Below are 26,373 nucleotides of genomic sequence, written 5' to 3'. Positions count from 1 at the left end.
GCGTATCGCCATCTACCCATTTCGATCACGACACATCAGTATGGCTAAAGCATCGTGCATGACTGGCTGCCCGGTGACAGCCATCATGCTATGTTCGTAGCACCCGACGACGCGGGCAATGGATAATATCTTGTCTTCAGTTTAGCAGAACTCAATCATGAGCCGTCATCTCAACGCCCAAACTCACGCCTGGCTGAAGGTATTCGCGGTCAGTGCTACTCACCTCTCCTTCACTCGGGCCGCCGAGGAGTTGCATGTCACGACGGGAGCGGTGAGTCAGCAGATCAAGCAGCTGGAAGAGCGGCTCGGCTTCAAGCTGTTTCGCCGACGGCCGCGACAGCTGGAGCTCACCGAGGAAGGCAAGCGGCTCGCCGCCGTAGTGGATCAGGCCTACCGGGCAGTGGGCCTCGAAGTGAAACGGCTGCGCTCGGGGGTCATGAGCGGCATCATTCGGCTGCGCTCGATACCCTCCTTTCTCAACCGCTGGCTGATGCCACGCCTGCCGCGGCTGCAGACGCGCTTTCCCGATATCGAGCTTCAGGTCATCGCCGAGGATAGCAACATCTCGCTGCGCGACGGCGACTTCGATCTGGCCATCGACCTCAATGACGGCCAGCTCCCGGGGCTATCGATCACGCCGCTGATGGAGGAGCGGATCTTTCCCGTGTGTTCGCCGGGACTGCTGCGCGGCCGTCCATCACTCCGTCGGGCCGAGGATCTCGCCTGGTACCCGCTCCTGCATGACGTAACCGCCTGGCGTGGCAGCCACGATTACGCCGAATGGGAGCACTACCTAGAGGCCATCGACGCGGCGCACGTCAATGTGCGGCGCGGTTACACCTTCAATCGCCATCAGCTGATCATGGAGGCGGCGACCGCCGGCATGGGCGTAGCGATCGCTCGCCAGAGGCTGATCAGTGGCGAGCTGGGCAGCGGCGCGCTCATCGCCCCCTTTCCGCAGCGGGTGACCACCGGCATGCGTTACGGCCTCGTACACGCCACCGGCGCCCTGGACGATCGCCGGGTATTGGCCGTGCATGACTGGATTGTGGATGAGGCGCGACGCTCGGCTGCGAGTTGACCGAGGAATGGGCAGCACGGATTGATGACGCTACAATGCATCACGACTGCATGTCATTGAATACAGGGACCTCATCGATGCCTGATCGCTTCTCTTCCGGCCAGTCCTGGCCCATCGGCTTCGGCGCCACTTGCCTGCGCGCCCTGTTGTATATTCTGCTGATCGCCGGCGTCATGCAGGGCGTCTACCATGAAGCACTGCAGCAGCCAGAGGTACGCTTTTCCGAGCGAGGCTTTACCGAACTGACGCAGTCGGTGGTGCTGCTGACCGCATCGGCGCTGCTGCTCTACACCCGCCAGGTTTTCAAGGCCCTGCCTACCGTCACCCTGTTATTGTTCGCCTTCGTCTTCAGCTCGCTGATCCGCGAGCAGGACGCCCATCTCGACACCTATGTCTTCGACGGTGCCTGGCAGTTGCTGGTCGGCCTGGTCGTGCTGCCTTGCCTGTTTCTGGTGATTCGTCGCCGACACAATTTCGTCGACGAGTTCGCGCGCTATGCCAACAGCTTCTCGTTCGGGCTGTTCGCTGCCGGCTTCCTGACGACCTATGTGTTCTCGCGCCTCTACGGGCGCAGCGAGGTATGGATGGCGATCCTCGGCGAGCGTTACGAGCGCACCTTCAAGGATGCCGCCGAAGAGGTCGTCGAGCTCTTCGGCTACACCCTGATTCTGATCGCCATCGTCGAGCTTGCCCTGCTGGCCAGGCGCTGGCATCGTGCCCGGCTCGCCGCCCGTAAGGACTGAATGTCTGAGCATACCATCACCCCAGAACGACAACGCCCGCAGCTGAGGCTGCGGGCGTTGTCTGTTTCGGTCGAGCGTAAACTTGTGCGCTGGTCGTGAACCCTATTCGTCCAGGAAGGAGCGCAGCGGCTCCGAGCGGCTGGGATGGCGCAACTTGCGTAGCGCCTTGGCCTCGATCTGACGGATTCGTTCGCGGGTGACGTCGAACTGCTTGCCGACCTCCTCCAAGGTGTGGTCGGTATTCATGTCAATGCCGAAGCGCATGCGCAGCACCTTGGCCTCGCGTGCCGTCAGGCCACCGAGAACATTGCGGGTCGCCTCGATCAGGCCCTCGCCGGTAGCCAGGTCAATCGGCAACAGGATGGTGCCATCCTCGATGAAATCGCCCAGGTGCGAGTCGTCGTCGTCACCGATGGGCGTCTCCATGGAGATCGGCTCCTTGGCGATCTTGAGCACCTTGCGCACCTTGTCCTCGGGCATCTCGAGGCGCTCACCCAGCTCTTCCGGCGTCGGCTCACGGCCCATTTCCTGTAGCATCTGGCGTGACACGCGATTCAGCTTGTTGATCGTCTCGATCATGTGCACCGGGATACGAATGGTGCGCGCCTGGTCGGCAATCGAGCGAGTGATTGCCTGGCGAATCCACCAGGTGGCGTAGGTCGAGAACTTGTAGCCGCGGCGGTATTCGAACTTATCGACCGCCTTCATCAAACCGATATTGCCCTCCTGGATCAGGTCCAGGAACTGCAGGCCGCGATTGGTATATTTCTTGGCAATCGAGATCACCAGGCGCAGGTTGGCCTCGACCATCTCCTTCTTGGCCCGGCGCGCCTTGGCCTCACCGATGGAGAGGCGACGATTGATCTCCTTGATCTCGGTCACCGGCAGCTGAACGACCACCTCCTCGAAGGCGATCTTACGCTGGGCACGCGTGATATCACCCCGCAGCGGTTCAAGACGATCGGCGTAACGGGGGCTCGCCTTCTGGAAGTCATCCAGCCAGTCCTGACGCGACTCGTTGCCCGGAAAGGCCTTGATGAAGGTCTTGCGAGGCACCCGCGCCTTCTTGACGCACAACTGCATGATGGCCTTTTCCTGGGCGCGCACCTGCTCGACGCTGATGCGAACCTGATTGACCAGACGCTCGAAGTGCTTGGGCACCAGTTTGATCGGCGAGAATAGCTCGGCGAGACGCGCCTGCTGGGCCTTGGCCTCCTTGGCGCCTCGCCCGTGCGCCTCGATGGCCAACTGAACCGCCTCGTTCTGCTGGCGGATCTGCTCGAAGCGAGCCTTGGCTTCCTCGGGGTCCGGGCCGCCAACGGTCTCCTCGGCTTCGGCGTCCTCATCTTCGTCGTCGGGTTCGCTTACCGGCTCGGGCTCAGGCACTTCGGCCTCGGCGACACCGGGAATGCCCTCATCGGGGTCGATGAAGCCGGAAAATAGGTCAGACAGCCGACCCGGGACTTCTTCATCCTGGGTTTTGTCGTAGGCATCGAGGATCGATTCAACCGCACCGGGCAGATAGGCCAGTGCCGACATGACCTCACGGGTCCCCTCCTCGATTCGCTTGGCGATCTCGATTTCGCCTTCACGGGTGAGCAGTTCAACCGTACCCATTTCACGCATGTACATGCGCACTGGATCGGTAGTGCGGCCCGCGTCGCTTTCCACCGCCGCCAGGGCCGCCACGGCCTCCTCGGCAGCAGACTCGTCCGTGGAGTGATCGGACATCATAAGCGTGTCTTCGTCGGGAGCCACCTCGACGACGCTGATACCCATGTCATTGATCATGCCAATGATATCTTCCACCTGATCGGGATCGGCGATATCCTCGGGAAGGTGGTCGTTGACCTCGGCATAGGTCAGGTAGCCCTGTTCCTTGCCGCGCGCGATCAACTCCTTCAGACGTGACTGTTGCTGCGCATTTCCAGCCATAGAAACCCTATCTCGACGAAGAAGAATGAAGCACCTGAAGTACTGAGGCGTTGAAACTCGATAAGCCGATCAGTATAGCGGCAATAAGCCACATGCTGCCAGTTTGATCCGTTTGCGCGGACATTCAGGTGTGTTAAGTTGATTGGTTGCGCCGTTAGTAACGATTGCGCCGGTAGTAACAATGTCTTCTAAATGGTGATGGTAGGAGATTTTTCAACCCCCTCGCCAATTTTCGGTCACCTCTTTGACGCCTCCATCACTCTCGTAGTTCGCTTAGCAACGTCATCAAACGCTGCTTTTCCTCACGGGTCAGCCGTTCTCCCGTCTTTTCCTTGCCCAGCAGCGCATCGAACTCTTCGCGAGGCGAACGGCGCCGCTGATAACGCTGAAAGTGCTCGATCAAGCCATCCAATTCAGCACCACGTGCCGCCTTGGGTATCAGCAGTTCCCGGCGCGCCAGCACCGCAAGGCGCTCCCCTTCGGAAGTGCCATGAAAATGCGCCAACAGTACCTGCGCGCTGCGATAACGGCCCGCCCGCAAGAGCTTTATCACCTCTCGACAGAGCCTGCCGTCTTCGTCATCCGCGGGACACCAGTCGTCATCGTCGGGCAGGCGCTCGACTAGCCCCGGCTCGTGAACCAGCAACTGCAAGGCACGCGCCACCAGGCTAAACGACTCGCTACGCACCGTGCGCGCCTCGCCCCGAGGCGGTGGCCCTCCTTCTACTGGCGGTGGCGCGTCCCCTGACTCGCCGGCCGCCGGTCCATTTCGAACCATCAGAAGCTCGAAGCGCGACTGGTCGACGCCGGTGCGTCGGGAAAGCTCACCCAGCATCAGCGACTTCAACATGCCGTCGGGCAGCTTGCCGAGCGCCGCCAGCACCTGGCTAGCGTAACGCTCGCACTCCTCGACTCGCGACAAATCGCGACCATTCGCCGCCTGATCGAAGAGAAATTCCGACAGTGGACTTGCGCAAGTGATGCGATCCTCGAAGGCCGCCGTGCCTTCACGACGCACCAGCGTATCCGGGTCCTCGCCCTCGGGCAGAAACAGGAAACGCGCCTGTCGGCCATCGATCATCAGCGGCAGCACGGTTTCCAGCGCTCGAGTGGCCGCCTGACGACCGGCACGGTCGCCATCGAAGCAGAACACCACCTCGCCGACTAGCCTGAACAGGCGACTGAGGTGATCTTCGCTGGTCGAGGTGCCGAGTGTGGCGACCACGTTGCGGATACCGAACTGCGCCAGCGCCACCACGTCCATATAACCTTCGACGATCACCAGCCTTTCGAGACGGTTGCTTGCCTGGCGTGCCTCGTAGAGGCCGTAGAGCTCGCGCCCCTTGTGGAAGACCGGCGTCTCGGGAGAATTCAGGTATTTGGGCTTGGCATCGCCCAGCACTCGACCACCGAAGGCGATAGTACGTCCCTTGATGTCACGAATCGGGAACATCACCCGATCGCGGAAACGATCATAGGTGCGCCCCGTGTCCTCGCGATGCACCAGCAGCCCGTACTCGATCTGCACGGCTTCGCTGATTCCACGCTCGGTCAGGTGACGCTTGAGCCCCTCCCAGTCGTCAGGAGCGTAGCCGATGCCGAAATCGCCGACGATCTCGGCAGAAAGGCCGCGGCCCGACAGGTAATCCCGGGCGCCAACCGCCTCGTGCATCTTCATCCGCTCGCGGAAGAATGATGCCGACAGCTCCAGCAGGTTGACCCCTTCCTTGCGTTTGCGCTCCCGAGCCTGAGCATGCGGATCGTCGGCCCCCTCACGGGGCACCTCCATGCCCAGCCGGCCGGCCAGTCGTTCCACCGCTTCGGGAAAGCCCAAGCTGTCGTATTCCATCAGAAATCTCAGGGCATTGCCGTGGGCACCACAGCCGAAGCAGTGATAGAACTGCTTGTCAGCACTAACGGTGAATGAAGGCGACTTCTCTTGATGGAACGGGCAGAGCCCGGAGTGGTTGCGTCCGGTCTTCTTGAGCGTCACGCGCTCGCCGACCACCTCGACCACGTCGACGCGGCCCAGCAGGTCATCGATAAAGCGTTGCGGGATCTGTCCGGCCATACAGGCGACCCTTCGCAGTGATTAGCGAATGCACCGAGACGCAAAAACAAGCGACCACCGATTGGTGGCCGCTTGGCATCCCTCTTGAATCGGCTCACACCAGTCGCGAAAGCCGACCCCAGTACGGATCAATAGAGCCGTTCGAAACGCTTGCGCTCACGCTGGAGCTTCTTGGCGTGACGCTTGACGGCGGCTGCCGCCTTGCGCTTGCGCTCCGCAGTCGGCTTCTCGTACTGCTCACGACGGCGGACTTCGGAAAGCACCCCGGCCTTTTCGCAGGAACGCTTGAAGCGACGCAGCGCGACGTCAAACGGCTCATTATCACGTACTTTAACAGAAGGCATTAAGCACTCACCTACCTTAGGAAACTTGAGTTCGGTTTGTACGCACGCCTTGTCGGAGCTTGATCACCAGCGCGCATAAATTTCTCGAGTCGCCAGGCGAACCGAGACGATGCGTAAGCTAGCGAGGATACACTCCTGAGCGCACGACCCAGTCTTGCAGCGCAGAGTAGTTTAGACCCGACCACGGCGCTTTGCAAACCGAATTACCGAGCTAGTGGATGCAAACCCTGCCGCCGGACGCGCGAAACACGTAGACTAGAGACCTTTCAAGCACCGACGAGCCACTCATCATGCGCGTACTGGGCATCGAAACCTCCTGCGACGAGACCGGCGTCGCCCTCTTCGACAGCGAACGCGGTCTGGTGGCCGATGCCCTCTATAGCCAGGTCGCCATGCACGCCGACTATGGAGGTGTGGTGCCCGAACTGGCTTCACGCGACCACACTCGTCGCTTGCTGCCGCTGATTCAGCAAGTGCTCGCCGAGGCAGGTCTGGCGCGCACCGACCTCGACGCCATCGCCTATACCGCCGGCCCCGGCCTGGTGGGCGCGCTCATGGTCGGCGCCAGCACGGCCCACGGCATGGCCAGAGCGCTGGGCATATCCGTGCTCGGCGTGCATCACATGGAAGGCCATCTACTGGCGCCAATGCTGGAGGACGAACCGCCTGACTTTCCCTTCGTGGCACTGCTGGTCTCGGGTGGCCACACCCAACTGGTTGACGTGCAAGGCATCGGCCGCTACCGGTTGCTGGGCGAATCGGTCGACGATGCCGCCGGCGAGGCCTTCGACAAGGTCGCCAAGATGCTTGGCCTCGACTACCCGGGCGGCCCCCTGGTCGCACGACTCGCCGAGCAAGGCGACCCGAAGCGCCTGCGCTTTCCGCGACCGATGACCGACCGACCCGGACTCGATTTCAGCTTCTCGGGCCTCAAGACCCACACCCTGACCGCCATCCGCCAGTTCGAGGCGGCCGGCGAGTTGGACGAGCAGGCCCGCGCCGATGTCGCTCGCGCCTTCGAGGAGGCCGTGGCGGACACCCTGGTGATCAAGTGCCGCCGCGCGCTCGACCAGACCGGGCTCAAGCGTCTGGTCGTCGCCGGTGGGGTCAGCGCCAACGCGCGGCTGCGTGAGCGACTCGCCCACGAGACTGACAAGCGCAGCGCCCGCGCCTATTATCCGCGCGGGCGTTTCTGCACCGACAACGGCGCCATGATCGCCTATGCAGGAACCCAGCGCCTGCTCGCCGGCGAACATGACGAGATCGGCATCATGAAGGCTGTTCCGCGCTGGCCCCTGGCATCGCTTGCGCCCCCAACCGATACCTGACAAGTCACCCTCGCCGAGTGGTCTGCATTCATCTAGTCCATGCAGCCACGACTATCGATGGCGACCCAGCCCCGGCTCATCGCCATGCCTCAGGCGATGGATATTGAGCAAATGGCGCAACAGAACCAGCGACGTGAAGGCGATTATTACCCCAGTGTATTCCGGCGCCAACCAGACACTCGCCAGCGGTGCCGCCGTTGCACTGGTCAGTGACGCGATGGCGGCCGTGTTGACTCGCCAGGCCAGCAGCACCCAGATCGCCGCACAGACGAGCGCCACCCCCGGGGTGAGCATCAACATCACGCCGAACGCACTGGCCACACCCTTTCCTCCCTGAAAACGGTGCCAGGCTGGATAGCTATGCCCCAACAGCACTCCCAGGCCGACCAATCCCTGCGCCCAAGGCGGCAAGCCGAGTGCCATCGCCAACCAGAGCACCGGCATACCCTTGACCACATCCACGACCAAGGTGGCCAGGGCAAGACGCCGACCATAAAGGCGCAACACATTGGAAAATCCCGGGTTGCCGGAACCCATCAATCGCGGATCATCCTCACCGGCCAAGCGACATACGCTCAGTGCACCGAGCCAGGTACCGCTTAAATATCCGACCGCCATCAGCAACAGCATCATGTCGAGTCGCGCTTCCATGGCCCTTCTCCCACACGCCATCGTGACCAGTTGTCAGAGAGTACGATTCTGCCAGTTTTGGGAGAAGGTATCCTCTGTGGCCACCCTTTCGTCTCGTTGCTCGCGCCCACTCCTGATCATGTGCAGCCGTCACATAGGGGTACGCTACTGACAGGAAGAAGTCAGGGCACAGAGGTATCGGCTTACTCCACTCGCAGTGGTTAACGTTTTGTCGTCGTGGGATTGCCCGAGAATTAGGGCTCACCCGCAGGCAGCGTATCATCGAAGAAGTGCTGGCTATCCTTGAGATTTTCAGTTATCAGCTGCGTATTATCCCGGGCCAGCTTCTGTCCGTTCTGCATGCTTTCTTCATTGAGCTTATAAAATTTGCCCAGGTATTCCTGATTCAGGTCGACAAGCGTCTCGGCGTCATCCTGCAAGCACTCACTGATGGCTTGAATGGCCCGCTGCTGATCTTCACACAACGTCAGGGGGCTGATGGGGTCTTTCATGCCCGCCCACCGCCGGGACTGGCCCAAACTTATCTTGGTGACGGTACGCGCGGCATCGAACTGCGAGTCGAGGAGTCTGGCGAAGTACTCTGTTGTGAGCGACCCATAAGCGCGCATCGGCTCGACGATAGCGCTTTCAATCTCCCCGACAACCTTTTCCATGGTTTTTTTGCTCATACAACACCTCCACTGTGAAGCCAACGTCACAAGAACCTCTTCGAACACCTGCACTGTAGCAGGCTTCTCATTATCTATCAGACGCGTATTACCACTTTTTTTCAGCCCTCAGGAAAACTCATGGATACATTAAATAAACGACATTATGGATCGAGCCGATATCAGATACATGCCTCGTAGTTTATATTAAAATCACGACGGACCAGAATGGCAAAAAACACTTTAACGAAGATATAAAATCAATTATTTCATAATATTAAAAATTCTGCGGAAGCTTATTAATACTAAAAGCGTACCTCATCGAGGTGGGCACTGGGCACGACACGCCCGCGCTGATTCGTGCACAGCATGCGTGCATGTTGCGTATGCTGCCTCTCGCCGGATTGTTAAGCAGAAAACGCTGAACATCTCAGCGACTGTGCCATGACACCCCGGCTGTCACCCGGCCGCCGGGTAACGTACAATCGCCGTCAGTATATTTTTATTGCCGTCGCTACGGGACCCAACCCCATGGATCTTGTGCTGATAGAGTCACTTGGCGTCGATACCGTGATCGGGGTATATGAGTGGGAACGCACCATCACCCAGCGGCTGCTTCTCGACCTGGAACTCGCCACGGATATCCGCCCGGCCGCCGCGAGTGATGACATCGCCCTGACGCTCGACTATGCAGCGATCAGTGCACACATCGCCGATTTCGCCGCCAAGCACGACGTCGCGCTGGTGGAAACCTTCGCCGAACGCCTTGCCGATAGTCTTCGCAAGGCGTTTGGTATTGCCTGGCTACGCCTGACCATACGCAAGCCCGGCGCAGTGCCAGCAGCGGCGGCCGTGGGCGTGAGCATCCAGCGAGGCCACCGGCCGGAGAATGATTGATGGCCTGTGTCAGCGTAAGTATCGGCAGCAACATCGAAAGGGAGCACCATGTGCGGGCCTGCCTGGACGCCTTGGCGGAAACCTTCGGCACACTCGGTGTCTCAAGGGTTTTCGAGAGCGAACCGGTAGGCTTCGAAGACGGACGTAATTTCTACAATCTGGTGGTCGCCTTCGAGAGCCGCTGGTCGGTGGGCGAGTTGCAAGCCTGGTGCAAACGCTTGGAGGCCGCCAATGGACGCGTCAAGAACGGGCCCAAGTACAGTCCCCGCACCTTGGATATCGACATCCTGACCATCGGCACCTTGACCGGCAGGCATGATGGCGTCGAGCTGCCCCGCGATGAAATTCTCCATCATGCTTTCGTGCTGCAGCCATTGGCCGAGTTGCTGCCAGATGACTACCACCCGCTCACCGGCAAGCCCTACCGTGCCCACTGGGCCGCCTTTGCCGCACAGGATCAGCGACTGTGGCCGGTCGATTTTGTCTGGAACGGGCGTCTCATCTCGTGCGCGGACTGACCTTTACCCGTTACCAAGTGCCCCGTCGATGGCGTCCCGGCGCCGAGCGGCAAGCTCCTTGCCCAACGCCCGCCCCTTGTACCCCTCCGCCACCAGTGCCTTGGGCAGAATCTGGGCGGCCAGTCGCCAGGCAAGCGACAGGTCATGGGCGAGTTCGGCGTCATCCAGGCTCACCAGGCTGATCAGAGGTGATACCCGCTCGCTGCGTCGCCAGGCATCGATGGCATCCAGCCAGCCCATCACCCGCCGTCCATCGAGCGGATGGCCGGCGGTGATTTCCTGGCACAGCGTGCGCGTTATCGCGGCCTGGCGCGCTAGGCTCGTATGGGCCTTGGGCAGCCGCAGGCGTTCGGCCAATCTCTGGCGGGCCGACTCGTCGAGATGCTCCACCAGTCTCGCCCATCGCCAGCACTCGACAGGTTCGGCGTCAGTGTCTTCCGGCAACTGGTGCAGCCGTCCCAGTGCCTCGTCCAGGGCGGCGCCGTCGCCGGCAAGCTCAGGCAGCAGCACCGCCAGGGCACCGCAATCGGCAAGGGTCTGGAAGTAGACCTCCGGCCAGGGTTCGCCGAGCGCCTTTTCAGTTTCCGTCCATACCCGCTCGGCGACCAGGTGGGAGAGCTCTCCGCTGCGTGCCAGCCTCTCCATCAGCGCCCGGGTCTCGTCTGCCACCACGAACCCCAGACCGGCATAGCGGGCCAGGAGGCGTGCGGTGCGCAGCACCCGCAGCGGATCCTCGACGAAGGCCGGGGAGACATGGCGCAGCAACCGGGCCTGAAGATCCGCCTGGCCACCGTAGGGGTCGACCAGTTTGCCATCGGGCGTCTCGGCCATGGCGTTGATAGTCAAATCGCGACGCGCGAGATCGTCCTCCAGGGTCACCTCGGGGCTGGCGTGAACCTCGAAGCCGGTATAGCCGTGGCCCGACTTGCGCTCGGTGCGCGCCAGGGCGAATTCCTCGTGGTTCACGGGGTGCAGGAATACCGGAAAATCGCGCCCCACCGGCTTGAAGCCGCGACGCCGCATGGTGTCGGGCGTGGCCCCTACCACGACCCAGTCGGTGTCCTTGACCGGCCAGCCGAGACGAGCATCGCGCACCGCTCCACCAACCCGGTAGACCTCAAGCCCCTGCAAGTGCGGATCCTCGACCGTGCTCATGGCTCAGGACTCCACGCGTTCGGGATGCCGGTATGCCCAGTCGGTAAAGCCACCATCCAGGCTGTACACCTCGGCGAAGCCTTGCCCCGCCAGCCAGGCAGCAGCCTGCTGGCTGGAATGGCCGTGGTAGCAGACCACTACCAGTGGCTGCTCTCGTGGGGCCTGCGCCAGCAAGGCCGACACAGTGTCGTTATCCAGATGCCGGCTGCCGGGAATGTGTCCTTGTGCAAAGCTGACGGGATCGCGGATATCCACCAGGGTGAGTGGCTGGCCGCCACCGAGCCAGTCGCCCAGGGTGGGAATGTCGAGATGCTGAAAGGCTGGCCGGGTCATGGTGCGATACTCCTCGTCGAGGCGTGGTCAAACGTCAGTTGCGGCGCTGCCGGCTGGGGACGTTGAGGCGCTCCCCGCTGGCGAGGTTCATGGCGGTGAGCGTGCCGCCCCAGACACAGCCGGTATCCAGCGCCTCGACGCGCACCCGGCGCTCGGGTGTCTCACCCTGCAAGGCCGCCCAGTGGCCAAACAGCAGCCAGGGGTCGTCGCCACGAGGGTACTGAAACCATGGCGCAAAGCCCGCCGGTGCGCTGTCCAGTCCTTCCTTGGCGTCGAACTCCAGGCATCCCTGGGCATCGATGAAGCGCATGCGAGTAAAGACATTGACGAGGTGTCTCAGCCGGTCGATCCCCTCGAGATCGTCGCGCCAGCAGGCCGGCTCATTTCCGTACATCCCTTCGAGGAATTCGCCGGCGCGCTCACCGCTCAGCTGGGTCTGCAACTCATCGGCACGCTCGGCGGCGGCGTGAAGCGACCAGCAAGGCGGCAGTCCCGCATGCGTCATGACGGTCCGGTGTTCGCTCGGGGCGTCGTCCTGGACCATGAAGGGTCGCGTCTGCAACCAATCAAGCAATGCTTCGCGATCGCGTGCCGCCAGGATAGCCTCAAGCGTATCCTTGCGACGCAACGAGCCACCCCCACGGGCGACGGCCAGCAGATGCATGTCGTGATTGCCGAGCACCGTAACAGCAGCGTCCCCCAGCGCCATGACCTCGCGCAGGCAAGCCAGCGACTCAGGGCCACGGTTGACGAGATCACCGGCCAACCACAAGCGGTCGCGACGCGGATCGAAGTCGAGATAGTCGAGAAGCTCGACGAATTCGGCATGGCATCCGTGGAGGTCGCCAATGGCATAGGTCGGCATGAGCATCCTCGTGTCGGTCGACGATATAGGGTCAGTGCACCTGATTGGGGCCGGCCAGCCGGAAAGGCGCAATGGCCACGTCGAAGGGGCGCTGGCTGGCGGTTTCCACGCAGGTATAGGCACCCTCCATCACACCCACCGGGCCATCAAGAATCGCCCGGCTGGTATAACGAAAGGTCTGGCCCGGGCCGATCATCGGCTGCTGGCCAACCACGCCCTTGCCGCGCACTTCCTGCACCTTTCCGCTACCTTGGGTGATCTTCCAGTAGCGGGCGAGCAGCTGGACGCTATGCCTGGAATGATTGTGGACCGTGACCGTGTAGCTGAACACGTAGCGCTGATCATCGGGGGCGGACTCGTCAGTGCGATACGATGGCTCGACGTCGACACGGACGGCGTGGTCAAGCTGCTCGGAAGGCGTCGGCGTCATGACGTTTCTCCTGTGGCGGTTTCCACCAGATGATTGGCGATGCGCACAAACTCCTCGACCGTGAGTGTCTGGGGACGGCGCCCCGGCGCGATGCCGAGCGCCTCGAGCGCCGCAGCGTCGATGCGACCCTTGAGATTGTTGCGCAGCGTCTTGCGTCGCTGTCCGAAGGCCTGACGCACCATATCAAAGAGTAGCCCCTCGTCGTGCGCCGGGTGCGGAAGGACATCGTGCGGCGTCAGGCGCACGATGGCGGAGTCGACCTTGGGACGCGGTACGAAGGCAGCTGGCGGCACGTTGAACAAGGACTCCACCCTGCAGTGATACTGCGCCAAGACCGAAAGCCGGCCCCAGTCGGTGCCGCCCGGCGACGCGGCGAGCCGGTCGACGAGTTCCTTTTGCAGCATGAAGTGCATATCGGCGACGGCGTCACCCGCCTCCAGCAGATGCACGAGCAGCGGCGTGGAGATGTTGTAGGGGAGGTTGCCAACCACCCGAAGCTCCGGCCCCTCGCCACGCAGTAACTGGAAATCGACCTTGAGGGCGTCGCCCTCATGGATCACGACGTCCGGATAAGCGAAGAACTGCACGCGCAAGCCAGGAATCAGATCGCGGTCAAGCTCGATCACCTCCAGCCGTCCGCCCGCGGCATCGACCAGCGGCTCGGTCAACGCCCCCTGGCCGGGGCCGATCTCGACCAGCCGGTCGCCCTCGCGCGGGCCAATGGCACGCACGATATGTGCGATGACGCCCGGGTCGCGCAGAAAATTCTGGCCGAAGCGTTTACGGGCCCGATGAACCGGGGGGCGAGAGGCCATGCAGGCTGATCCTTAATTTACGGTGAACAAGTATACGGTGATCGTGCAATCGATGGGTGGGCTGGAGTGTGAGGGGCGAGGCTGGCGTCCGGGCCGTTCAGAGCAGGCCGCCACGACGCGCCATGTCGGCGGCGAGACGAACCGCCACCTCCAGACTGCCGGAATCGGCCAGGCCTTGTCCGGCCAGGTCCAGCGCGGTGCCGTGGTCGACCGAGGTCCGCACCAGCGGCAGGCCCAGCGTGATATTGGCCGCGCGACCAAAGCCGGCATACTTGAGCACCGGCAGCCCCTGGTCATGGTACATGGCCAAGACCGCGTCGACGCCGTCGAGGTAGCGCGGGGTGAACAGCGTATCGGCGGGCAGCGGCCCGTCGAGCGCCATGCCCTCGCCCCGCAAGGCCTCCAGTACGGGAATGATAACGTCCAACTCCTCGCGCCCCAGGTGACCGCCCTCGCCGGCATGGGGATTGAGGCCGCAGACAGCAATACGCGGCTTATTCAGGCCAAACCAACGCGTCAGGTCGGCATGCAGGATGCGCAGGATGCGCTCGAGGCGCGGCCCAGTGATGGCATCGCTTACCTCGCGTAGCGCAAGATGCGTGGTGGCAAGCGCCACGCGCAGCGCACCGCCGCTTGTCCATCCCGGCTCACGGGCATGCAGGGCGCTATCGGTTGCCAGCAGCATCACCACCTCGTCGACGCTACAGCGGTCACGCAGGTACTCGGTATGGCCGCTGAAGCCGACATGCCCGGCATCCAGAATCACCCCCTTGTGCAGCGGGGCGGTGACCATGCCCACGGCGTGGCCATTACCGCAGGCGGTGACCGCCACATCGAGAGTCTCGAGCACATAGCCGGCATTGGCAACATCCAGCAGCCCGGGGTGCGAAGGCGCCCGCAGCGCCACCGGCCAGACGGGCAGCACACCTTGGCAAGGGGCCGGGACCGGATCACCGGGCGCAAGCGCGACAAGCTCGAGCTTGCGACCCAGCATGGCGGCGCGCTCGGCCAGCAAATCCGGGTCGCCGACGGCCACCACCCGCACGGGCAGCAAAGTGCCAGCGGCCAGCATCACGGCCAACTCGGGCCCGATGCCCGCCGGCTCGCCGGTGGTAAGCGCGAGAACCGGGGCGTCGATGTCCGCCATCAGCGTTCGGCGAGCCGATTGTCAATGAAGGCGCGGGAGCGGATTTCCTGCATCCAGACATCCAGTTCTTCGTTGGCCTGACGCTGGAACAGGGCCTGACGCGCCTGCTCCCGGGTGGCGCCCTGTTCCTCCATGAACCGCTCCACTTCACTATCGGAGATATTGACCCGGCCGCCGATCTCACGCCTCTGGACCTGGCTCAACAACATCTCGCGGCGGATCTGCTCGCGCACGTCGGCGAAGGTCAGGCCGTCGGCTTCCACGGCATCGGCAAATTGCTCGAGGCTCATGCCATTGCCCTCGGCAATGCTTCTCATCTGGCGGTTGAGATCGGTATCGTCCACCGACAACCCGGATTCACGCGCCATCTGTAACTGGATCTCCTCGACGATCATGCGATCGAGCATCTGTTCGCGAAGCACACGCTCCGGTGGCAACGATTCGTCGCGAGCCTCCAGTTGGCTGCGCGTCTGAGCGACGCGCTCCTCGAGATCACTCGCCATGATGGCACCGTCGTTGACCACCGCCACGATGCGATCCAGTGACTGGCGTTCCAGCGACTCGAAGTTGCTTTGTGCCAGGCTGGCAAGCGGCAAGGCGGTCAGGCACAACACCAAGGCCAGGCTGGCGCCCAGTGTCGCGACGCGTCGACTGCGCAGGGTACGTCGACTATGCATAGCGTTGGTTCCTCTCATTGAATCGTGCTAGTCAATTGCATCGATCTGTCATTGAATCGGCCACCGTCGTCTCACGTCACAAGGCCGTGGCGCGATAGCCAGGAATGGCCTGCTCGAAGTAACTGTCGGCTTCGCCGCCGACCCCGCCCAGGCCCTTGAACACGAAGCGCAGGAAGACACCACGGTCGACAAAATCGTCCTCGATGGTATTCGCGGTATCACGGTCATCGACCCATTCGCGCCACACCACCTGCAGACCATAGCAGCAGTCGTTCCACTGAACACCCGCCAACTGCTCCAGGGCGCGGTCGTTGGTGTTGTCGTAGAGCACGCGACCGATCAGGTCTACCTGCCGGCTGGCCTTCCAGGCGAACGACAGGTCGTACTCTTCGCGGTTATAGGTGAGCACGTCCTCATCTTGCAGGCCGGGGTCGAAGCCTTCGAGTTGCCAGCGGTAGCCTAAGTTCAGTACGTGGCCGGCATCGGCGCGATACTGCACGGCCAGTGACGTGCTCTCGGTCCGCTCACGGTCATCGTCATAGAGCCACTGCCAGCGCGAACGCCAGTGATCGGTCACCTGCCAGTCAAGGCGTGTCACGATCGGTGATCGGTCGCGGGTGGCGCGGTAGAAGTCCTCATCGCGATTCTCGGGCGGCAAGGTGTCGGGGTCGCCCGCCATGTCGATATTGCGATCCTCGAAGTAGATTGCCTGCCCGATACCCAGGGCGAGGCGCTGGCGTCCACTGGCGTCTTCCAGAAGGCGCGAATCGACCCCCAGGGATAACCGGTTGAGATCGCCCACACGATCCGACCCCGAAAAGCGATACGGCGACCACAGCTGGTTCCAGGAAAAGGGCTGTTCGGCGGTATCGAAAACGGGGAACTCGCTCTGGTCGCGCGCCGGCACGTAGGCATAGTTCACGCGGGGTTCCAGCGTCTGGCGATAGCTCCGCTCCCCAAGATCGAGTTCGCGCTCGAAGGCCAGGCCGGCATCGATGGAGCTCACCGGCACGCTGCGATTCAGGGTAGTATCGCGGTCGGTATCGCGATTGCCGTAATCCAGGTCGTAGGCGGTCGCCAGCCACTCGACCCGCGGTTCCAGATGGCCCCAGGTCTCATCGAAACGCCAGCCCGTGGCCGGCGAGAGATGCAGCCGAGTGCCCACGGCGGACTCGCGATCGAAACGCTCGTTATTGGGTAACGCTGCTTCATCTACATCACGCCAGAAATACGTCAGGTTGGAACGCCACTGCTGGTAGAAGCCACTGTCCTGGGACCAACGGGCGTTAGCCGTCAGGCTGGGCAGGCGATAGAAGGGTTTCTCGCGATCCAGCAGCGGATCCTCGAGACGCTGGAAGCCCTGAGCCCGCGCCTGAAGCTGCCAGACATCGCCGCGATGGTCGATCTGGGCCAGTCGCGGCAGATTGGAGGTCTCTTGCTCGCCGAAAGTGGTGCCGAAGTCGTCGAAATAGCGCCCGTCGCTGGCCGCCCCGTAACGCAACCGGTATCGGGTACGGGCATCGAAACGCCCGGCATGGCGGTAATCCACATACCAACGGTCCTCGCCCTCGAACCGCTGCGGCTCATCGTAGCGGTTATCGTCAGGGCCGCCGTCGTCACTGGCGAGATAGGCCCCCTCAATCTGACCGGCATCTTCCTCGTACAGGTAACGATATTCACCGCCCAATAGCAGACCGCGTTCCGATATCCAGCGTGGGGTGATGGTGGCGTCCCGATTCGGGGCAATGTTCCAGTAGAACGGCTGTGTATAATCCACAGAGTCAAGCGAGATGCCCAACACCGGCCAGAGAAACCCGCTCTGGCGACGTTCGTCAATGGGAAAGCGCAACCAGGGCCAGTAGAATACCGGCACCTTGGCCACCTCAAGCCGGGCATGCCTGGCGGTGCCGACCCCCGTCTCACGATCGAGCAGGATATCGTTGCCCACCAGACGCCAGGTGTTATTGCCAGGATCGCAGGTGGTGAAGCTCGCCTCGGTGAGGCGATAGCGGCCATCCTCGAGCCGCGCCAGGCGCTGGGCGTCGCCACGCAGGCGCTGCTCGTGGGCAACATAGTGGGCGCTGTCGATACTCGCGGCATCGCTGTTCAGGGACAGCTCGGCGGACTGCCCGCGCACCAGAATGCCGCGGTCGCGCAGTGCCAGGGGACCCTCGGCGAAGACCGTCTCGCGGGTCCCGGGCACGCGGATCCGCGGCGCCTCGAGCTGGGCGTCACCGCGACGCAGTACCACCTCGCCGGCCAGCAGGGTTTCGCCATCCTCGCCGTAATCGGCGCTGTCGGCCTCGCTGGCGACCCTTTCGTCCGCCGGGGCCGGCAGGCGATACCCCGGTGTCACATAGCGGCCACGGCAAAGCGCGCCCTCGGGACGGTCGCCTCCCCACGGTTGCCAATCGAGCTGATCGGCCGGCAACGGCTCGGGTGGCGCTGCCGACAGCGGCAGGCTCACCAGTCCGGAAGTGGCGAGGCCTGCCAAGGCCGTCCACGAGAGTCGCTTGCCCATGTTTCACGATGTCCTTGGCGAGATGAATCGGTATTATACAGGCCGCGCCCGACCTGTCCCGCTGGCATCGGCCCTGTCACCGCCGGCGAGATCGGGAAATCAGCATGCGGGGACGCCACGGAACCGTCAACCGCCCCTGCGTCACGACCCTGGAGCCTGATGACGATGCAAGACGCCACTGCCCCCTTGCGCCTGAAGCAACTGCGTGACTGGGCCGCCAAACGTCACGGGCTCGCCCCTGGAGCCATTGCGCTTGAGCTGGCCGCCGGCGACGCCAGCTTTCGCCGCTATTTCCGCCTGACATTGCCCGATGGCCAAACGCGCATGCTCATGGACGCGCCACCCGAGCATGAGGATAGCCGCCCGTTCGTGGCGATCGCCAGGCACTGGCAGGCCGCCGGCTTGCCGGTACCTAGCCTGCATGCCGTGGACCTGGAAGCCGGCTTCCTCGAGCTCGATGATCTGGGTGACACACCGCTTCAGCACTGCCTGCGCGAGGCGGCGCATCCGGTCACCCTGGGCTGGCACGAGCGCGCCATCGAGCTGCTTCATGCCCTGCAGAACCGCGCCACCGCCGAAGCGCTGCCGCGCTATGACGAGGCGTTGCTCGGCCGCGAGCTCGACCTTTTTCCGCAATGGTGTCTCGGCGCCTGGCTGGGCCTCGACACGCCGCCGGGCTGGAGTGCGTTGCGCGAGGCGTTGATCGCCTCGGCACTCGCGCAACCGGTGGTCACCGTCCACCGTGATTACGACGCCATGAACCTGATGGTGGACGACGAGCGGCTCACCCTGATCGATTTTCAGGACGCTGTGGCCGGGCCTGTCAGCTACGACCTGATCTCATTACTACGGGGACGCTATTGCCGTTTCGCCCCCAGCCGCTACGCCGGCTGGGTCGAATCCTTTCGCCAGCGAGCAGTAGCCGACCAGCGCCTGCCGGGCAGCGTGACGACCGAGACCTTCCATCACCAGGTGCAGGCCATGGCCGCCCAGCGCGCTCTGAAGGTGCTGGGTATCTTCTGCCGGCTTACGCTACGTGACAGGCGCGAGGGTTATCTCGAGCGTCTACCGCACTTTCTCGACCACCTCGACGACAGCCTGGCGGACCTGCCCGAGCACCACGCCTTTCACCACTGGCTTGCCGTCGATTTCCGCCCCGTCCTGACCAGGCGACTGACCGCCCAGTCGCGGGGGGAAGCTTCATGAAGGCCATGATCCTGGCCGCAGGCCTCGGCACGCGCATGCGCCCGCTCACCGACCGCTGCCCCAAACCGCTGCTGCTGGTGGCGGGCAAGCCGTTGATCGTCCACCATCTGGAGCGCCTGGCCGCGGCCGGTATCACGGAGGTAGTGATCAACGTCAGCTACCGCGCCGAGCAGATCATCACCGTCCTCGGCGATGGCAGCGATTTCGGGGTCGCCATCGCCTGGAGCCACGAGGCGATACCGCTGGAAACCGGCGGCGGCATCCTCAACGCGTTGCCGCTACTCGGCGAGGCGCCTTTCCTGCTGGTCAACGGCGACATCTGGTGTGACATGGCGCTCAGCGCGCTTGACGGCCCGATCGGCCTGGGGGACGACCTGGCCCAGCTGGTGCTGGTCGACAATCCGCCCCATCACCCGGCCGGCGACTTTCGCCTCGACGCCAGCGGCCGGGTGCACGCCACGGGCGAGCCGCGGCTCACCTTCGCCGGCCTCAGCGTCATCGACCCAACGCTGGTGGCCGACCAAGCGCCGGGCGCCTTCGCGCTGGCACCACTGCTGCGCCAGGCAATGGCCGCGGGACGCGTCGCCGGTCGCCACTACCGCGGCGACTGGGTCGATGTGGGCACCCCGGAGCGCCTCGACGACCTCGACCGCCGCCTGCGGGGCTGAGCACCGCCGCGCTAGCTGATATGCTGACTGGCCTATCGTCATCGAATTCAACCGAAGGAAGCCGATCCCATGAAAGCCAGCGTCAAATGGACCGATGGTCGTCAGTTCGTCGCCGAATCCGGAAGCGGGCATAGCGTGGTGATCGACGGCCCCCCCGATCATGGCGGCCGTGATACCGGCCCGCGGCCCATGGAAATGCTGCTGATGGGACTCGGCGCCTGCACGTCATTCGATGTTCTGGAAATTCTCGAGAAGTCCCGCGCCCCGGTCAGCGATTGTGTGGCCGAGGTCGAGGCCGAACGCGCCGACAGCGTACCGAGCGTCTTCACGCGGATTCACGTGCATTTCACCGTCAGCGGCAACGGCTTGAAGGAAAAGCAGGTGGCGCGGGCAGTGGAGCTCTCCGCCGACAAGTACTGCAGTGCCTCGATCATGCTCGGCAAGGGGGGGGTCGAGATCAGCCACTCCTTCTCTATCGACGAGGGCCAAGGAAACGTCGAGGGCTAAGACGCAGGACGCGCGAAGTCGCGGCTCAAAGCCGATAGACGCTACAGGCCATGGCGTTGGTCATCAGCGACATGCCGGCCTTCACCGCTCCCGGGAAGCGCACGGCGCCGGCCTCCAGAGCCAACTGGACGTGATGTGCCTCATCGATTCGCATCTGGCACAGCACGGCGCGAGAACGCTGATCGCCACGCGGCAGCCTCTCCAGATGTTGATCCAACAGTTTGCCCAGCTGTTCCTCGGTGGCCGCGGCCATACCCAGACTGACGCGATGACCTGCCACACCCGCCGCGGCGCCGAGGCCGAAGGAGGCGATGTAGATAAACGGGGTCAGACGGCTCGTGCGGTCATTCAGTTCGTCCAGGCGAGCATCACACCAGGCCAAATGTTGGCCTGCCTCATCCCGGGCGGCCTCTTCCTCACGCCCACGCCGCTCTGACAGCCCTGCGGTGAGTCCCTGTCCCTGATAAAGCGCCTGGGCGCCCAGTGCGCCGGCATGATGGATTCGCACCAGACCTGCCGCGTGACGACGTTCCTCGGCATCCATCGGGCTGTCCCGAACCTCACGAGAGGCGGGCGAAGCACGTGAAGCTGGCGCTGCGCCGGGCACCAGGGTGCGCAGGGCGGCATCGAACCGGTGGACCAGGCTGTCGGCACGGGAGAACTTGCGCGTCATAGAGACCTCACGAATGCCCGTTATCCGGCCGGCCAGGTGAAGCGCCGACCGCCCATCAGATGCATGTGGATATGATAGACCGTCTGACCACCGTCATCGTTGCAGTTCATGACCACCCGATAGCCATCATCGGCAAAGCCCTGCTGCTTGGCCAGCTTGGCGGCGGTAGCGGTTAGCCGGCCGACCAGCGCCAGATCGTTTTCCTCGATGTCGTTGAGGGTAGCGATATGCTGTTTGGGCACGATCAGCTGATGGGTCGGCGCCTGCGAATTGATATCGTTGAACGCCAGCACCTCGTCGTCTTCAAAGACGATGTCGGCGGGTATCTCGCGGTTGATGATCTTGCAGAACAAGCAATCCATGGTCGAGTCTCCTCGGAATATCCAGGCAATGGCATGTCAGCGAAAGCGTCGCTGGCTCAAGAGATGACGCACCAGCGGGCCCAGAATCAATTCCATGGCCAGGGACAGCCGCGACCCCGGTACGACCAAGGTGTGCGGCCGGCTCATGAAGGCATCCTGGATCATCGCCAGCAGGTAGGGAAAGTCCACCGTGGCAGGATCACGAAAGCGAATCACCACGAAGGACTCGGCATCGGTAGGAATATCCTGGACCTCGAAGGGGTTGGATGTATCGACCGTGGGCACCCTTTGAAAGTTGATGTGGGTACGCGAGAACTGAGGCTGGATGTAGTGCACGTAGTCGTCCATGCGCCCCAGGATTGTATCGATCACCGCCTCCTGGGAGTAACCCCGCATCTTGATGTCGCGGTCGATCTTCTGGATCCATTCCAGATTCATGGTCGGCGCAACGCCGACCAGCAGGTCCACATGACGGGCAATATCGTGCTCAGCGGTCACCAGGCCACCGTGCAACCCTTCGTAGAACAGCAGATCGGTGCCGTACGGCAGCGCTTGCCACTCGGTGAAGGTCCCCACCCGGTAGCCGGCCTCGATCATCTGCTTGTCTTCGGCATGGATATAGTGGCGATAGGTGCCGCTGCCGTGCTCGCCATACTCGAGAAACATCGCCTCTAACTCCTCGAGCAGATTAGCCTCCACGGCGAAGTGCGATAGCTCATCCTTGCGCTCGGGCTCCTCGCGAAATATCCGCGCCAGCTCTTCTCGGTTGTAGCGATGGAAGGCATCGCCATCGACGAAGGCGGCATGGACGTCCTCGCGGGCGAACATCCGCTCGAAGGTACGCTTGACCGTCGTGGTGCCGGCACCCGACGAGCCGGTTACAGCAATGATCGGATATTCTCTCGACATCAGACGCCTCCCGCCCGAGTGATCGCCTGGCTCAAGGCGTCGGGCACCACTGCCGGACGACCGCTGACGGAGTCCAGCAGCAAGAGGTTGAGCCGGGCCGTGGCCACGATGCGGCCGTCATCCTCGCGCAGCACACGATGGTAGGCAGCGATCGCCTTTCCGCGGGGCGCCGGAAGGGCGGTTTCCACCACTAGCGCATCGGGCCAGCGAGCCTCGGCCTGGAACTGCACGGCCAGATCAGCCACCACGCTGGCATGGCCACCCAGGTCCGCCTCGCTGAGGTCCAACGACCTCAGGGCATGAGTACGGGCCTCGTGAAGCAACGATACCAGGGCATCATGCCCGAGATGACGACCGTAGTTCATGTCGGTAATGCGGACCGTCAGCGGATGGCGGTGCACCAGATCAGCCTCGGGGAATTGCAGTCTGACACGTTCCATGCTCGCTCCTTCAGCCCCGCTCGCGGGCGATGGCACGGTGAGCGATATCGTGACGAAAGAGGGCTTGTGGCCAGTGAATCTTCGCCACTCCCCGGTAGGCCAGATCACGCGCCTCGCCGACCGTCTCACCCAGGGCAGTCACACAGAGCACTCGACCCCCGGCGGTAACGACCCGCCCTGCTTGCCCGGCGGTGCCGGCGTGAAAGACCTTGCAGCCAGTCGCGTCTGCGGCGTCGAGCCCTTCGATGGCGTCGGCCTTACGATAGCGACCGGGATAGCCCCCGGCCGCCATCACTACACCCACAGCAGCACGCGGGTCCCACTCACACACCTTGCCGGCGAGTTCCCCCCGTGTGCCGGCCAGGCACAGTTCGGCGAGATCCGAGTGAAGGCGCAGCATGATCGGCTGGGTTTCGGGGTCGCCAAAGCGGCAGTTGTACTCGATCACCCTGGGGTTGCCGGCAGCGTCGATCATCAGGCCGGCGTACAGAAAACCGGTGTAGGGATGACCCTCTTCGGCCATACCCCGCACGGTAGGCAGAATGACTCGTTCCATGATGCGCGCATGGACTTCATCGGTCACCACCGGCGCCGGCGAGTAGGCACCCATGCCGCCTGTGTTGGGCCCGGTATCGCCATCACCGACCCGCTTGTGATCCTGACTGGTGACCATCGGCAAGACGTTTTCGCCGTCGACCATGACGATGAAGCTCGCCTCTTCGCCCTCGAGGAAGTCCTCGATCACCACCCGCGCGCCGGCATTGCCGAAGGCATTGGCCTCGAGCATGTCACGAACCGCCGCCGTAGCCTCCTCGTCGGTCATGGCCACAATCACGCCCTTACCGGCAGCCAGGCCGTCGGCCTTTATGACGATGGGAGCGCCCTGCTCGGCCAGGTAGGCGAGGGCCGCCTCCACGGCGGTGAAGGTACGATAGTCGGCGCTGGGGATGGCGTGGCGGGCGAGAAAATCCTTGGTGAAGGCCTTGGAACCCTCGAGTTGTGCAGCCGCCTGCGTCGGGCCGAAGATGGCGAGTCCAGCGGCACGGAAGCGATCGACGACACCCTCGACCAGCGGTGCCTCGGGGCCGACGATGGTCAGCGCTACCTCACGATCGTGGGCGAACGCCAACAGGCCCTCGAGGTCGTCGATACCGACCGCCACGTTTTCCACGTTCGGCTCGCCGGCGGTACCGGCATTGCCCGGTGCCACGTAGACAGTCTCCACCTCGATTGACTGCGCGACCTTCCAGGCCAACGCGTGTTCGCGGCCACCGCCGCCGATGATCAGCACCTTCATCCCTTCAACCCTTTGGCCTCTCGTAACATCGCGCCATTATGTCAGAAAGTCGTCACGACCGTCCTTGCGCGTACCGTCTTGGGTGTCCCTTCCGCCACTAGCGCTTCTTGTCGTCCGACGCCTCTTTTTGCTCATCTTCCTCTCCGGCTTCATTCTTGTCGGCTTCATTCTTGTCGGCTTCATCCTTGCCGGCCTGGGTGATGGTGTTCTGCCAGAAGCGCATGTTCTCCTCCGCCAGCTCACGCATCAATTCCATCGGCGAATGGCGCATCGCCTGCTGCCACCGGTCCTGCATGCGCTGCTGCTGCTCCATCATCAGCCGTGTGCCCTGCTCCAGGTAGCGAGCCAGCGGCAACGGTTGCGCCATGTCGTAGACACGGATGAACTGCGCCAACAGGTCGTTGGAGAACACCTCGGAATCGCCGTCGGCCTGCTCCTGCTCGATGATGATCGACAGCAGGATGGTGCGGGTCAGATCCTCGCCGCTCTTGGCATCCTCGACCCGAAACGGGACTTGTTCGAGAATCAGGCCACGCAGATCCTCCAGGGTCACGTAGCGGCTCTGTTCGGTATCATAGAGCCTGCGGTTGGCATACTTGCGAATCACGCGCACGGCGCTGCTCCTTATTATGGCAAGTGGGCGATTGCCCCCTTAACGGGTATTGTGCACTGCGACACGCACCATGCAAGGCAAACCGGCATCACGAGGCACAATGAACCTGATCCTGCTTTCGCCAGACGACCTCGACGCGGAGGGCTTCGCCCGGGTACGCGACCCGCGTCGTCTCGACCATCTCCGCCGGGTACACCGCGCCCGCTGCGGCGACCGGCTCGTGCTAGGCACCGAAGGTGGGCGCATCGGCCACGGCGAACTGCTGTCACTGGACGCCCGGGAGGCATGCTTTGCCCTCGACGACTTTGACCAGGCACCACCGCCGGCCTTGCCCGTGCACCTGGTCCTCGCCCTGCCACGCCCGCGCATGCTGGCGCGCAGCCTTGAGCACGTCACGGCACTCGGCGTGAAGCATATCACCCTGCTGCACTGCCGCCGCGTTGAAAAGAGCTACTGGCAGTCGCCCGAGCTCACCGCCGACAAGATCCGACACCATCTGGTGCTTGGCCTGGAACAGGCACGCGATACTCACCTGCCCGACGTCCGCCTGGCCAAGGGCTTTCGTCCCTTCGTCGAGGATATCCTGCCCGCCTTGCTGGAAAAGCATCGAGGCCTGGTGGCGCACCCCGGCATGCCCCACGCCTGCCCACGCGACCTGACGGCGCCGACCCTGCTGCTGGTCGGCCCGGAAGGTGGCTTCATTGACTGGGAGATAGAAAAGCTGCTGGCCGCGGGCTGTGAAGGCATTCATCTGGGACCGCGGATCCTGCGCGTGGAAACTGCCGTGACGGCGTTACTGGCGCGCATTTTCTGAAATCACTGACTCAAGAGACTAACGCTCAAGAGACTAACGCTAAAGCACTGATCCTGGAGAAATTGGCCTGAAGGAACAGACAACGCTCAGTCCTCTTCCGACGGCTCGTGAGGCACAAAACGCGAATCGTCGTCGCAGACGGGCTCGTTGAGAAACGTCTCGCGTACATCCAGCATGCCGAGATGGCCGATGGAGCGGCGTCCGAGCAGCAGCGGATAGAACATTTCCTCGCGATCACGCAGGCTGAACTGCTCCTCGTAGACGGTGTCGCCCAGGCAGACATTCATCAGCACCACCGGACGCCGGTCGGTGCCACCGGCGCCACGCAGGCGGATGCTGCGATAGATCGGCAGCTCCATGCGCTCGGTGAACTCCTCGCCACTTCCCGTATCTTCGAGCTTCAAGCGAAAGCGCACCCACTCTTCACCCTCCTTCTCGTAGCGCTCGATGTCGCGGGCATCCAGTGATGAGGTCAGGGCACCACTGTCGAGCTTGGCCTTCACTTCTACGCCCCAGGGTTCCAGGGTCGCCTTCTCCACCCAGCCGAAGACGTTTTCGTCCTGTTCGGCCGAGACCGGAAAGGCAGCGACCAGCAGCAGGGCGGCGGTCATGAAGCGTCGTATACCGGTCATGTCGTTCTCCAAATCTTTTCCTGATTACGTATATGGCTCAGCCAGCTTCAGGAGCCGGTAAGGCATCGGCGGTGTTTTCGCCGCCACCGTCAGC

At 63.0% G+C, this 26,373-nt stretch carries 29 protein-coding genes; 9 read left to right on the top strand and 20 right to left on the bottom strand.

Annotation, left to right across the window (positions count from 1 at the left end):
* Positions 1–157: 157 nt before the first annotated feature.
* Together KG088_RS13915 and KG088_RS13910 are read left to right on the top strand one after the other, a co-directional pair.
* Positions 158–1,081 carry a LysR substrate-binding domain-containing protein gene (locus KG088_RS13915; RefSeq protein WP_213826310.1) on the top strand — a complete coding sequence of 308 codons (924 nt, stop codon included), beginning with the start codon at positions 158–160 and terminating at the stop codon, positions 1,079–1,081.
* Between the two features lie 77 nt (positions 1,082–1,158).
* Complete coding sequence (locus KG088_RS13910; protein ID WP_213826308.1) at positions 1,159–1,824, top strand: hypothetical protein; 666 nt, start codon at positions 1,159–1,161, stop codon at positions 1,822–1,824.
* 102 nt (positions 1,825–1,926) lie between these two features.
* Here KG088_RS13910 and rpoD read toward each other — a convergent pair whose 3' ends face one another.
* The 3 genes from rpoD to rpsU all read right to left on the bottom strand — a co-directional run bounded on the left by rpoD (position 1,927) and on the right by rpsU (position 6,174).
* A complete protein-coding gene (rpoD, locus tag KG088_RS13905) occupies positions 1,927–3,759 on the bottom strand; it encodes an RNA polymerase sigma factor RpoD (protein ID WP_213826306.1) in 1,833 nt (610 codons plus the stop codon).
* Positions 3,760–4,015: 256 nt separating this feature from the next.
* Positions 4,016–5,830 carry a DNA primase gene (gene dnaG / locus KG088_RS13900; RefSeq protein ID WP_213826303.1) on the bottom strand — a complete coding sequence of 605 codons (1,815 nt, stop codon included), beginning with the start codon at positions 5,828–5,830 and terminating at the stop codon, positions 4,016–4,018.
* Positions 5,831–5,958: 128 nt separating this feature from the next.
* The gene (gene rpsU, locus KG088_RS13895) at positions 5,959–6,174 is read right to left on the bottom strand and encodes a 30S ribosomal protein S21 (RefSeq protein WP_013333229.1); all 216 of its coding nucleotides are present in this window, start codon (positions 6,172–6,174) and stop codon (positions 5,959–5,961) included.
* 290 nt (positions 6,175–6,464) lie between these two features.
* On the opposite strand from rpsU, the gene tsaD reads away from it, so the two are divergent.
* On the top strand, positions 6,465–7,502 hold the full coding sequence (gene tsaD, locus KG088_RS13890) for a tRNA (adenosine(37)-N6)-threonylcarbamoyltransferase complex transferase subunit TsaD (protein WP_213826301.1): 1,038 nt from the start codon (positions 6,465–6,467) through the stop codon (positions 7,500–7,502).
* A gap of 51 nt (positions 7,503–7,553) precedes the next feature.
* Here the strand turns inward: tsaD and plsY are convergent, their stop codons facing one another.
* Together plsY and KG088_RS13880 are read right to left on the bottom strand one after the other, a co-directional pair.
* Positions 7,554–8,153 (bottom strand): glycerol-3-phosphate 1-O-acyltransferase PlsY, encoded by a 600-nt coding sequence (gene plsY, locus KG088_RS13885; RefSeq protein WP_250148267.1) that lies wholly within the window; start codon positions 8,151–8,153, stop codon positions 7,554–7,556.
* A 233-nt stretch (positions 8,154–8,386) separates the two neighbouring features.
* Positions 8,387–8,821 (bottom strand): phasin family protein, encoded by a 435-nt coding sequence (locus KG088_RS13880; RefSeq protein ID WP_213826299.1) that lies wholly within the window; start codon positions 8,819–8,821, stop codon positions 8,387–8,389.
* Positions 8,822–9,331: 510 nt separating this feature from the next.
* On the opposite strand from KG088_RS13880, the gene folB reads away from it, so the two are divergent.
* Entirely contained in the window at positions 9,332–9,697 is a 366-nt protein-coding gene (gene folB / locus KG088_RS13875; RefSeq protein WP_213826297.1) for a dihydroneopterin aldolase, read from the top strand.
* Entirely contained in the window at positions 9,697–10,215 is a 519-nt protein-coding gene (folK, locus tag KG088_RS13870; RefSeq protein ID WP_213826295.1) for a 2-amino-4-hydroxy-6-hydroxymethyldihydropteridine diphosphokinase, read from the top strand. The genes folB and folK overlap by 1 nt, the downstream gene beginning before the upstream one ends.
* 3 nt (positions 10,216–10,218) lie before the next feature.
* Here the strand turns inward: folK and KG088_RS13865 are convergent, their stop codons facing one another.
* The 8 genes from KG088_RS13865 to KG088_RS13830 form a co-directional block, all read right to left on the bottom strand.
* A complete protein-coding gene (locus KG088_RS13865) occupies positions 10,219–11,370 on the bottom strand; it encodes a polynucleotide adenylyltransferase (protein WP_213826293.1) in 1,152 nt (383 codons plus the stop codon).
* 3 nt (positions 11,371–11,373) lie between these two features.
* Positions 11,374–11,703 carry a thiosulfate sulfurtransferase GlpE gene (glpE, locus tag KG088_RS13860; protein WP_213826291.1) on the bottom strand — a complete coding sequence of 110 codons (330 nt, stop codon included), beginning with the start codon at positions 11,701–11,703 and terminating at the stop codon, positions 11,374–11,376.
* A 34-nt stretch (positions 11,704–11,737) separates the two neighbouring features.
* A complete protein-coding gene (locus KG088_RS13855; protein ID WP_213826289.1) occupies positions 11,738–12,568 on the bottom strand; it encodes a symmetrical bis(5'-nucleosyl)-tetraphosphatase in 831 nt (276 codons plus the stop codon).
* A gap of 31 nt (positions 12,569–12,599) precedes the next feature.
* The gene (gene apaG / locus KG088_RS13850; protein ID WP_213826287.1) at positions 12,600–12,998 is read right to left on the bottom strand and encodes a Co2+/Mg2+ efflux protein ApaG; all 399 of its coding nucleotides are present in this window, start codon (positions 12,996–12,998) and stop codon (positions 12,600–12,602) included.
* A complete protein-coding gene (gene rsmA / locus KG088_RS13845; protein WP_213826285.1) occupies positions 12,995–13,813 on the bottom strand; it encodes a 16S rRNA (adenine(1518)-N(6)/adenine(1519)-N(6))-dimethyltransferase RsmA in 819 nt (272 codons plus the stop codon). Before rsmA ends, apaG begins: the two co-directional genes overlap by 4 nt.
* Before the next feature lie 97 nt (positions 13,814–13,910).
* Positions 13,911–14,960, bottom strand: a complete 1,050-nt coding sequence (pdxA, locus tag KG088_RS13840) for a 4-hydroxythreonine-4-phosphate dehydrogenase PdxA (RefSeq protein WP_213826283.1) — start codon at positions 14,958–14,960, stop codon at positions 13,911–13,913.
* Positions 14,960–15,637, bottom strand: a complete 678-nt coding sequence (locus KG088_RS13835; RefSeq protein ID WP_213826282.1) for a SurA N-terminal domain-containing protein — start codon at positions 15,635–15,637, stop codon at positions 14,960–14,962. The genes pdxA and KG088_RS13835 overlap by 1 nt, the downstream gene beginning before the upstream one ends.
* Positions 15,638–15,713: 76 nt before the next feature.
* Entirely contained in the window at positions 15,714–18,158 is a 2,445-nt protein-coding gene (locus tag KG088_RS13830) for an LPS-assembly protein LptD (protein WP_213826280.1), read from the bottom strand.
* 165 nt (positions 18,159–18,323) lie between these two features.
* Between KG088_RS13830 and KG088_RS13825 the strand changes: the two genes are divergently transcribed.
* From KG088_RS13825 to KG088_RS13815, 3 genes are all read left to right on the top strand, one after another.
* Positions 18,324–19,364, top strand: a complete 1,041-nt coding sequence (locus tag KG088_RS13825) for an aminoglycoside phosphotransferase family protein (RefSeq protein WP_406565609.1) — start codon at positions 18,324–18,326, stop codon at positions 19,362–19,364.
* A complete protein-coding gene (murU, locus tag KG088_RS13820; protein ID WP_213826276.1) occupies positions 19,361–20,032 on the top strand; it encodes an N-acetylmuramate alpha-1-phosphate uridylyltransferase MurU in 672 nt (223 codons plus the stop codon). Before KG088_RS13825 ends, murU begins: the two co-directional genes overlap by 4 nt.
* A 69-nt stretch (positions 20,033–20,101) precedes the next feature.
* The gene (locus tag KG088_RS13815; protein WP_213826275.1) at positions 20,102–20,539 is read left to right on the top strand and encodes an OsmC family protein; all 438 of its coding nucleotides are present in this window, start codon (positions 20,102–20,104) and stop codon (positions 20,537–20,539) included.
* A gap of 25 nt (positions 20,540–20,564) precedes the next feature.
* Here the strand turns inward: KG088_RS13815 and coq7 are convergent, their stop codons facing one another.
* The 6 genes from coq7 to phaR form a co-directional block, all read right to left on the bottom strand.
* Positions 20,565–21,212: a 2-polyprenyl-3-methyl-6-methoxy-1,4-benzoquinone monooxygenase gene (gene coq7 / locus KG088_RS13810; RefSeq protein WP_213826273.1), complete on the bottom strand. Its 648-nt coding sequence runs from the start codon at positions 21,210–21,212 to the stop codon at positions 20,565–20,567.
* A 20-nt stretch (positions 21,213–21,232) separates the two neighbouring features.
* A complete protein-coding gene (locus tag KG088_RS13805; protein WP_213826271.1) occupies positions 21,233–21,574 on the bottom strand; it encodes a histidine triad nucleotide-binding protein in 342 nt (113 codons plus the stop codon).
* A 36-nt stretch (positions 21,575–21,610) separates the two neighbouring features.
* Complete coding sequence (locus KG088_RS13800) at positions 21,611–22,483, bottom strand: phosphoribulokinase (protein ID WP_213826269.1); 873 nt, start codon at positions 22,481–22,483, stop codon at positions 21,611–21,613.
* The gene (locus tag KG088_RS13795) at positions 22,483–22,923 is read right to left on the bottom strand and encodes an acyl-CoA thioesterase (RefSeq protein ID WP_213826267.1); all 441 of its coding nucleotides are present in this window, start codon (positions 22,921–22,923) and stop codon (positions 22,483–22,485) included. The genes KG088_RS13800 and KG088_RS13795 overlap by 1 nt, the downstream gene beginning before the upstream one ends.
* Before the next feature lie 10 nt (positions 22,924–22,933).
* The gene (gene purD / locus KG088_RS13790; RefSeq protein ID WP_213826265.1) at positions 22,934–24,220 is read right to left on the bottom strand and encodes a phosphoribosylamine--glycine ligase; all 1,287 of its coding nucleotides are present in this window, start codon (positions 24,218–24,220) and stop codon (positions 22,934–22,936) included.
* Positions 24,221–24,317: 97 nt separating this feature from the next.
* Positions 24,318–24,833 (bottom strand): polyhydroxyalkanoate synthesis repressor PhaR, encoded by a 516-nt coding sequence (gene phaR / locus KG088_RS13785; protein ID WP_213826263.1) that lies wholly within the window; start codon positions 24,831–24,833, stop codon positions 24,318–24,320.
* A gap of 100 nt (positions 24,834–24,933) precedes the next feature.
* On the opposite strand from phaR, the gene KG088_RS13780 reads away from it, so the two are divergent.
* Positions 24,934–25,647, top strand: a complete 714-nt coding sequence (locus KG088_RS13780; RefSeq protein WP_213826261.1) for a 16S rRNA (uracil(1498)-N(3))-methyltransferase — start codon at positions 24,934–24,936, stop codon at positions 25,645–25,647.
* An 86-nt stretch (positions 25,648–25,733) separates the two neighbouring features.
* Here the strand turns inward: KG088_RS13780 and rloA3 are convergent, their stop codons facing one another.
* Positions 25,734–26,279 (bottom strand): retropepsin-like aspartic peptidase RloA3, encoded by a 546-nt coding sequence (rloA3, locus tag KG088_RS13775; RefSeq protein ID WP_213826259.1) that lies wholly within the window; start codon positions 26,277–26,279, stop codon positions 25,734–25,736.
* Positions 26,280–26,373: the final 94 nt, after the last annotated feature.

Source organism: Halomonas jincaotanensis, from assembly GCF_018448785.1.
Taxonomy (GTDB): domain Bacteria; phylum Pseudomonadota; class Gammaproteobacteria; order Pseudomonadales; family Halomonadaceae; genus Halomonas; species Halomonas jincaotanensis.
This window is presented reverse-complemented; position numbering and strand designations above follow the sequence as displayed.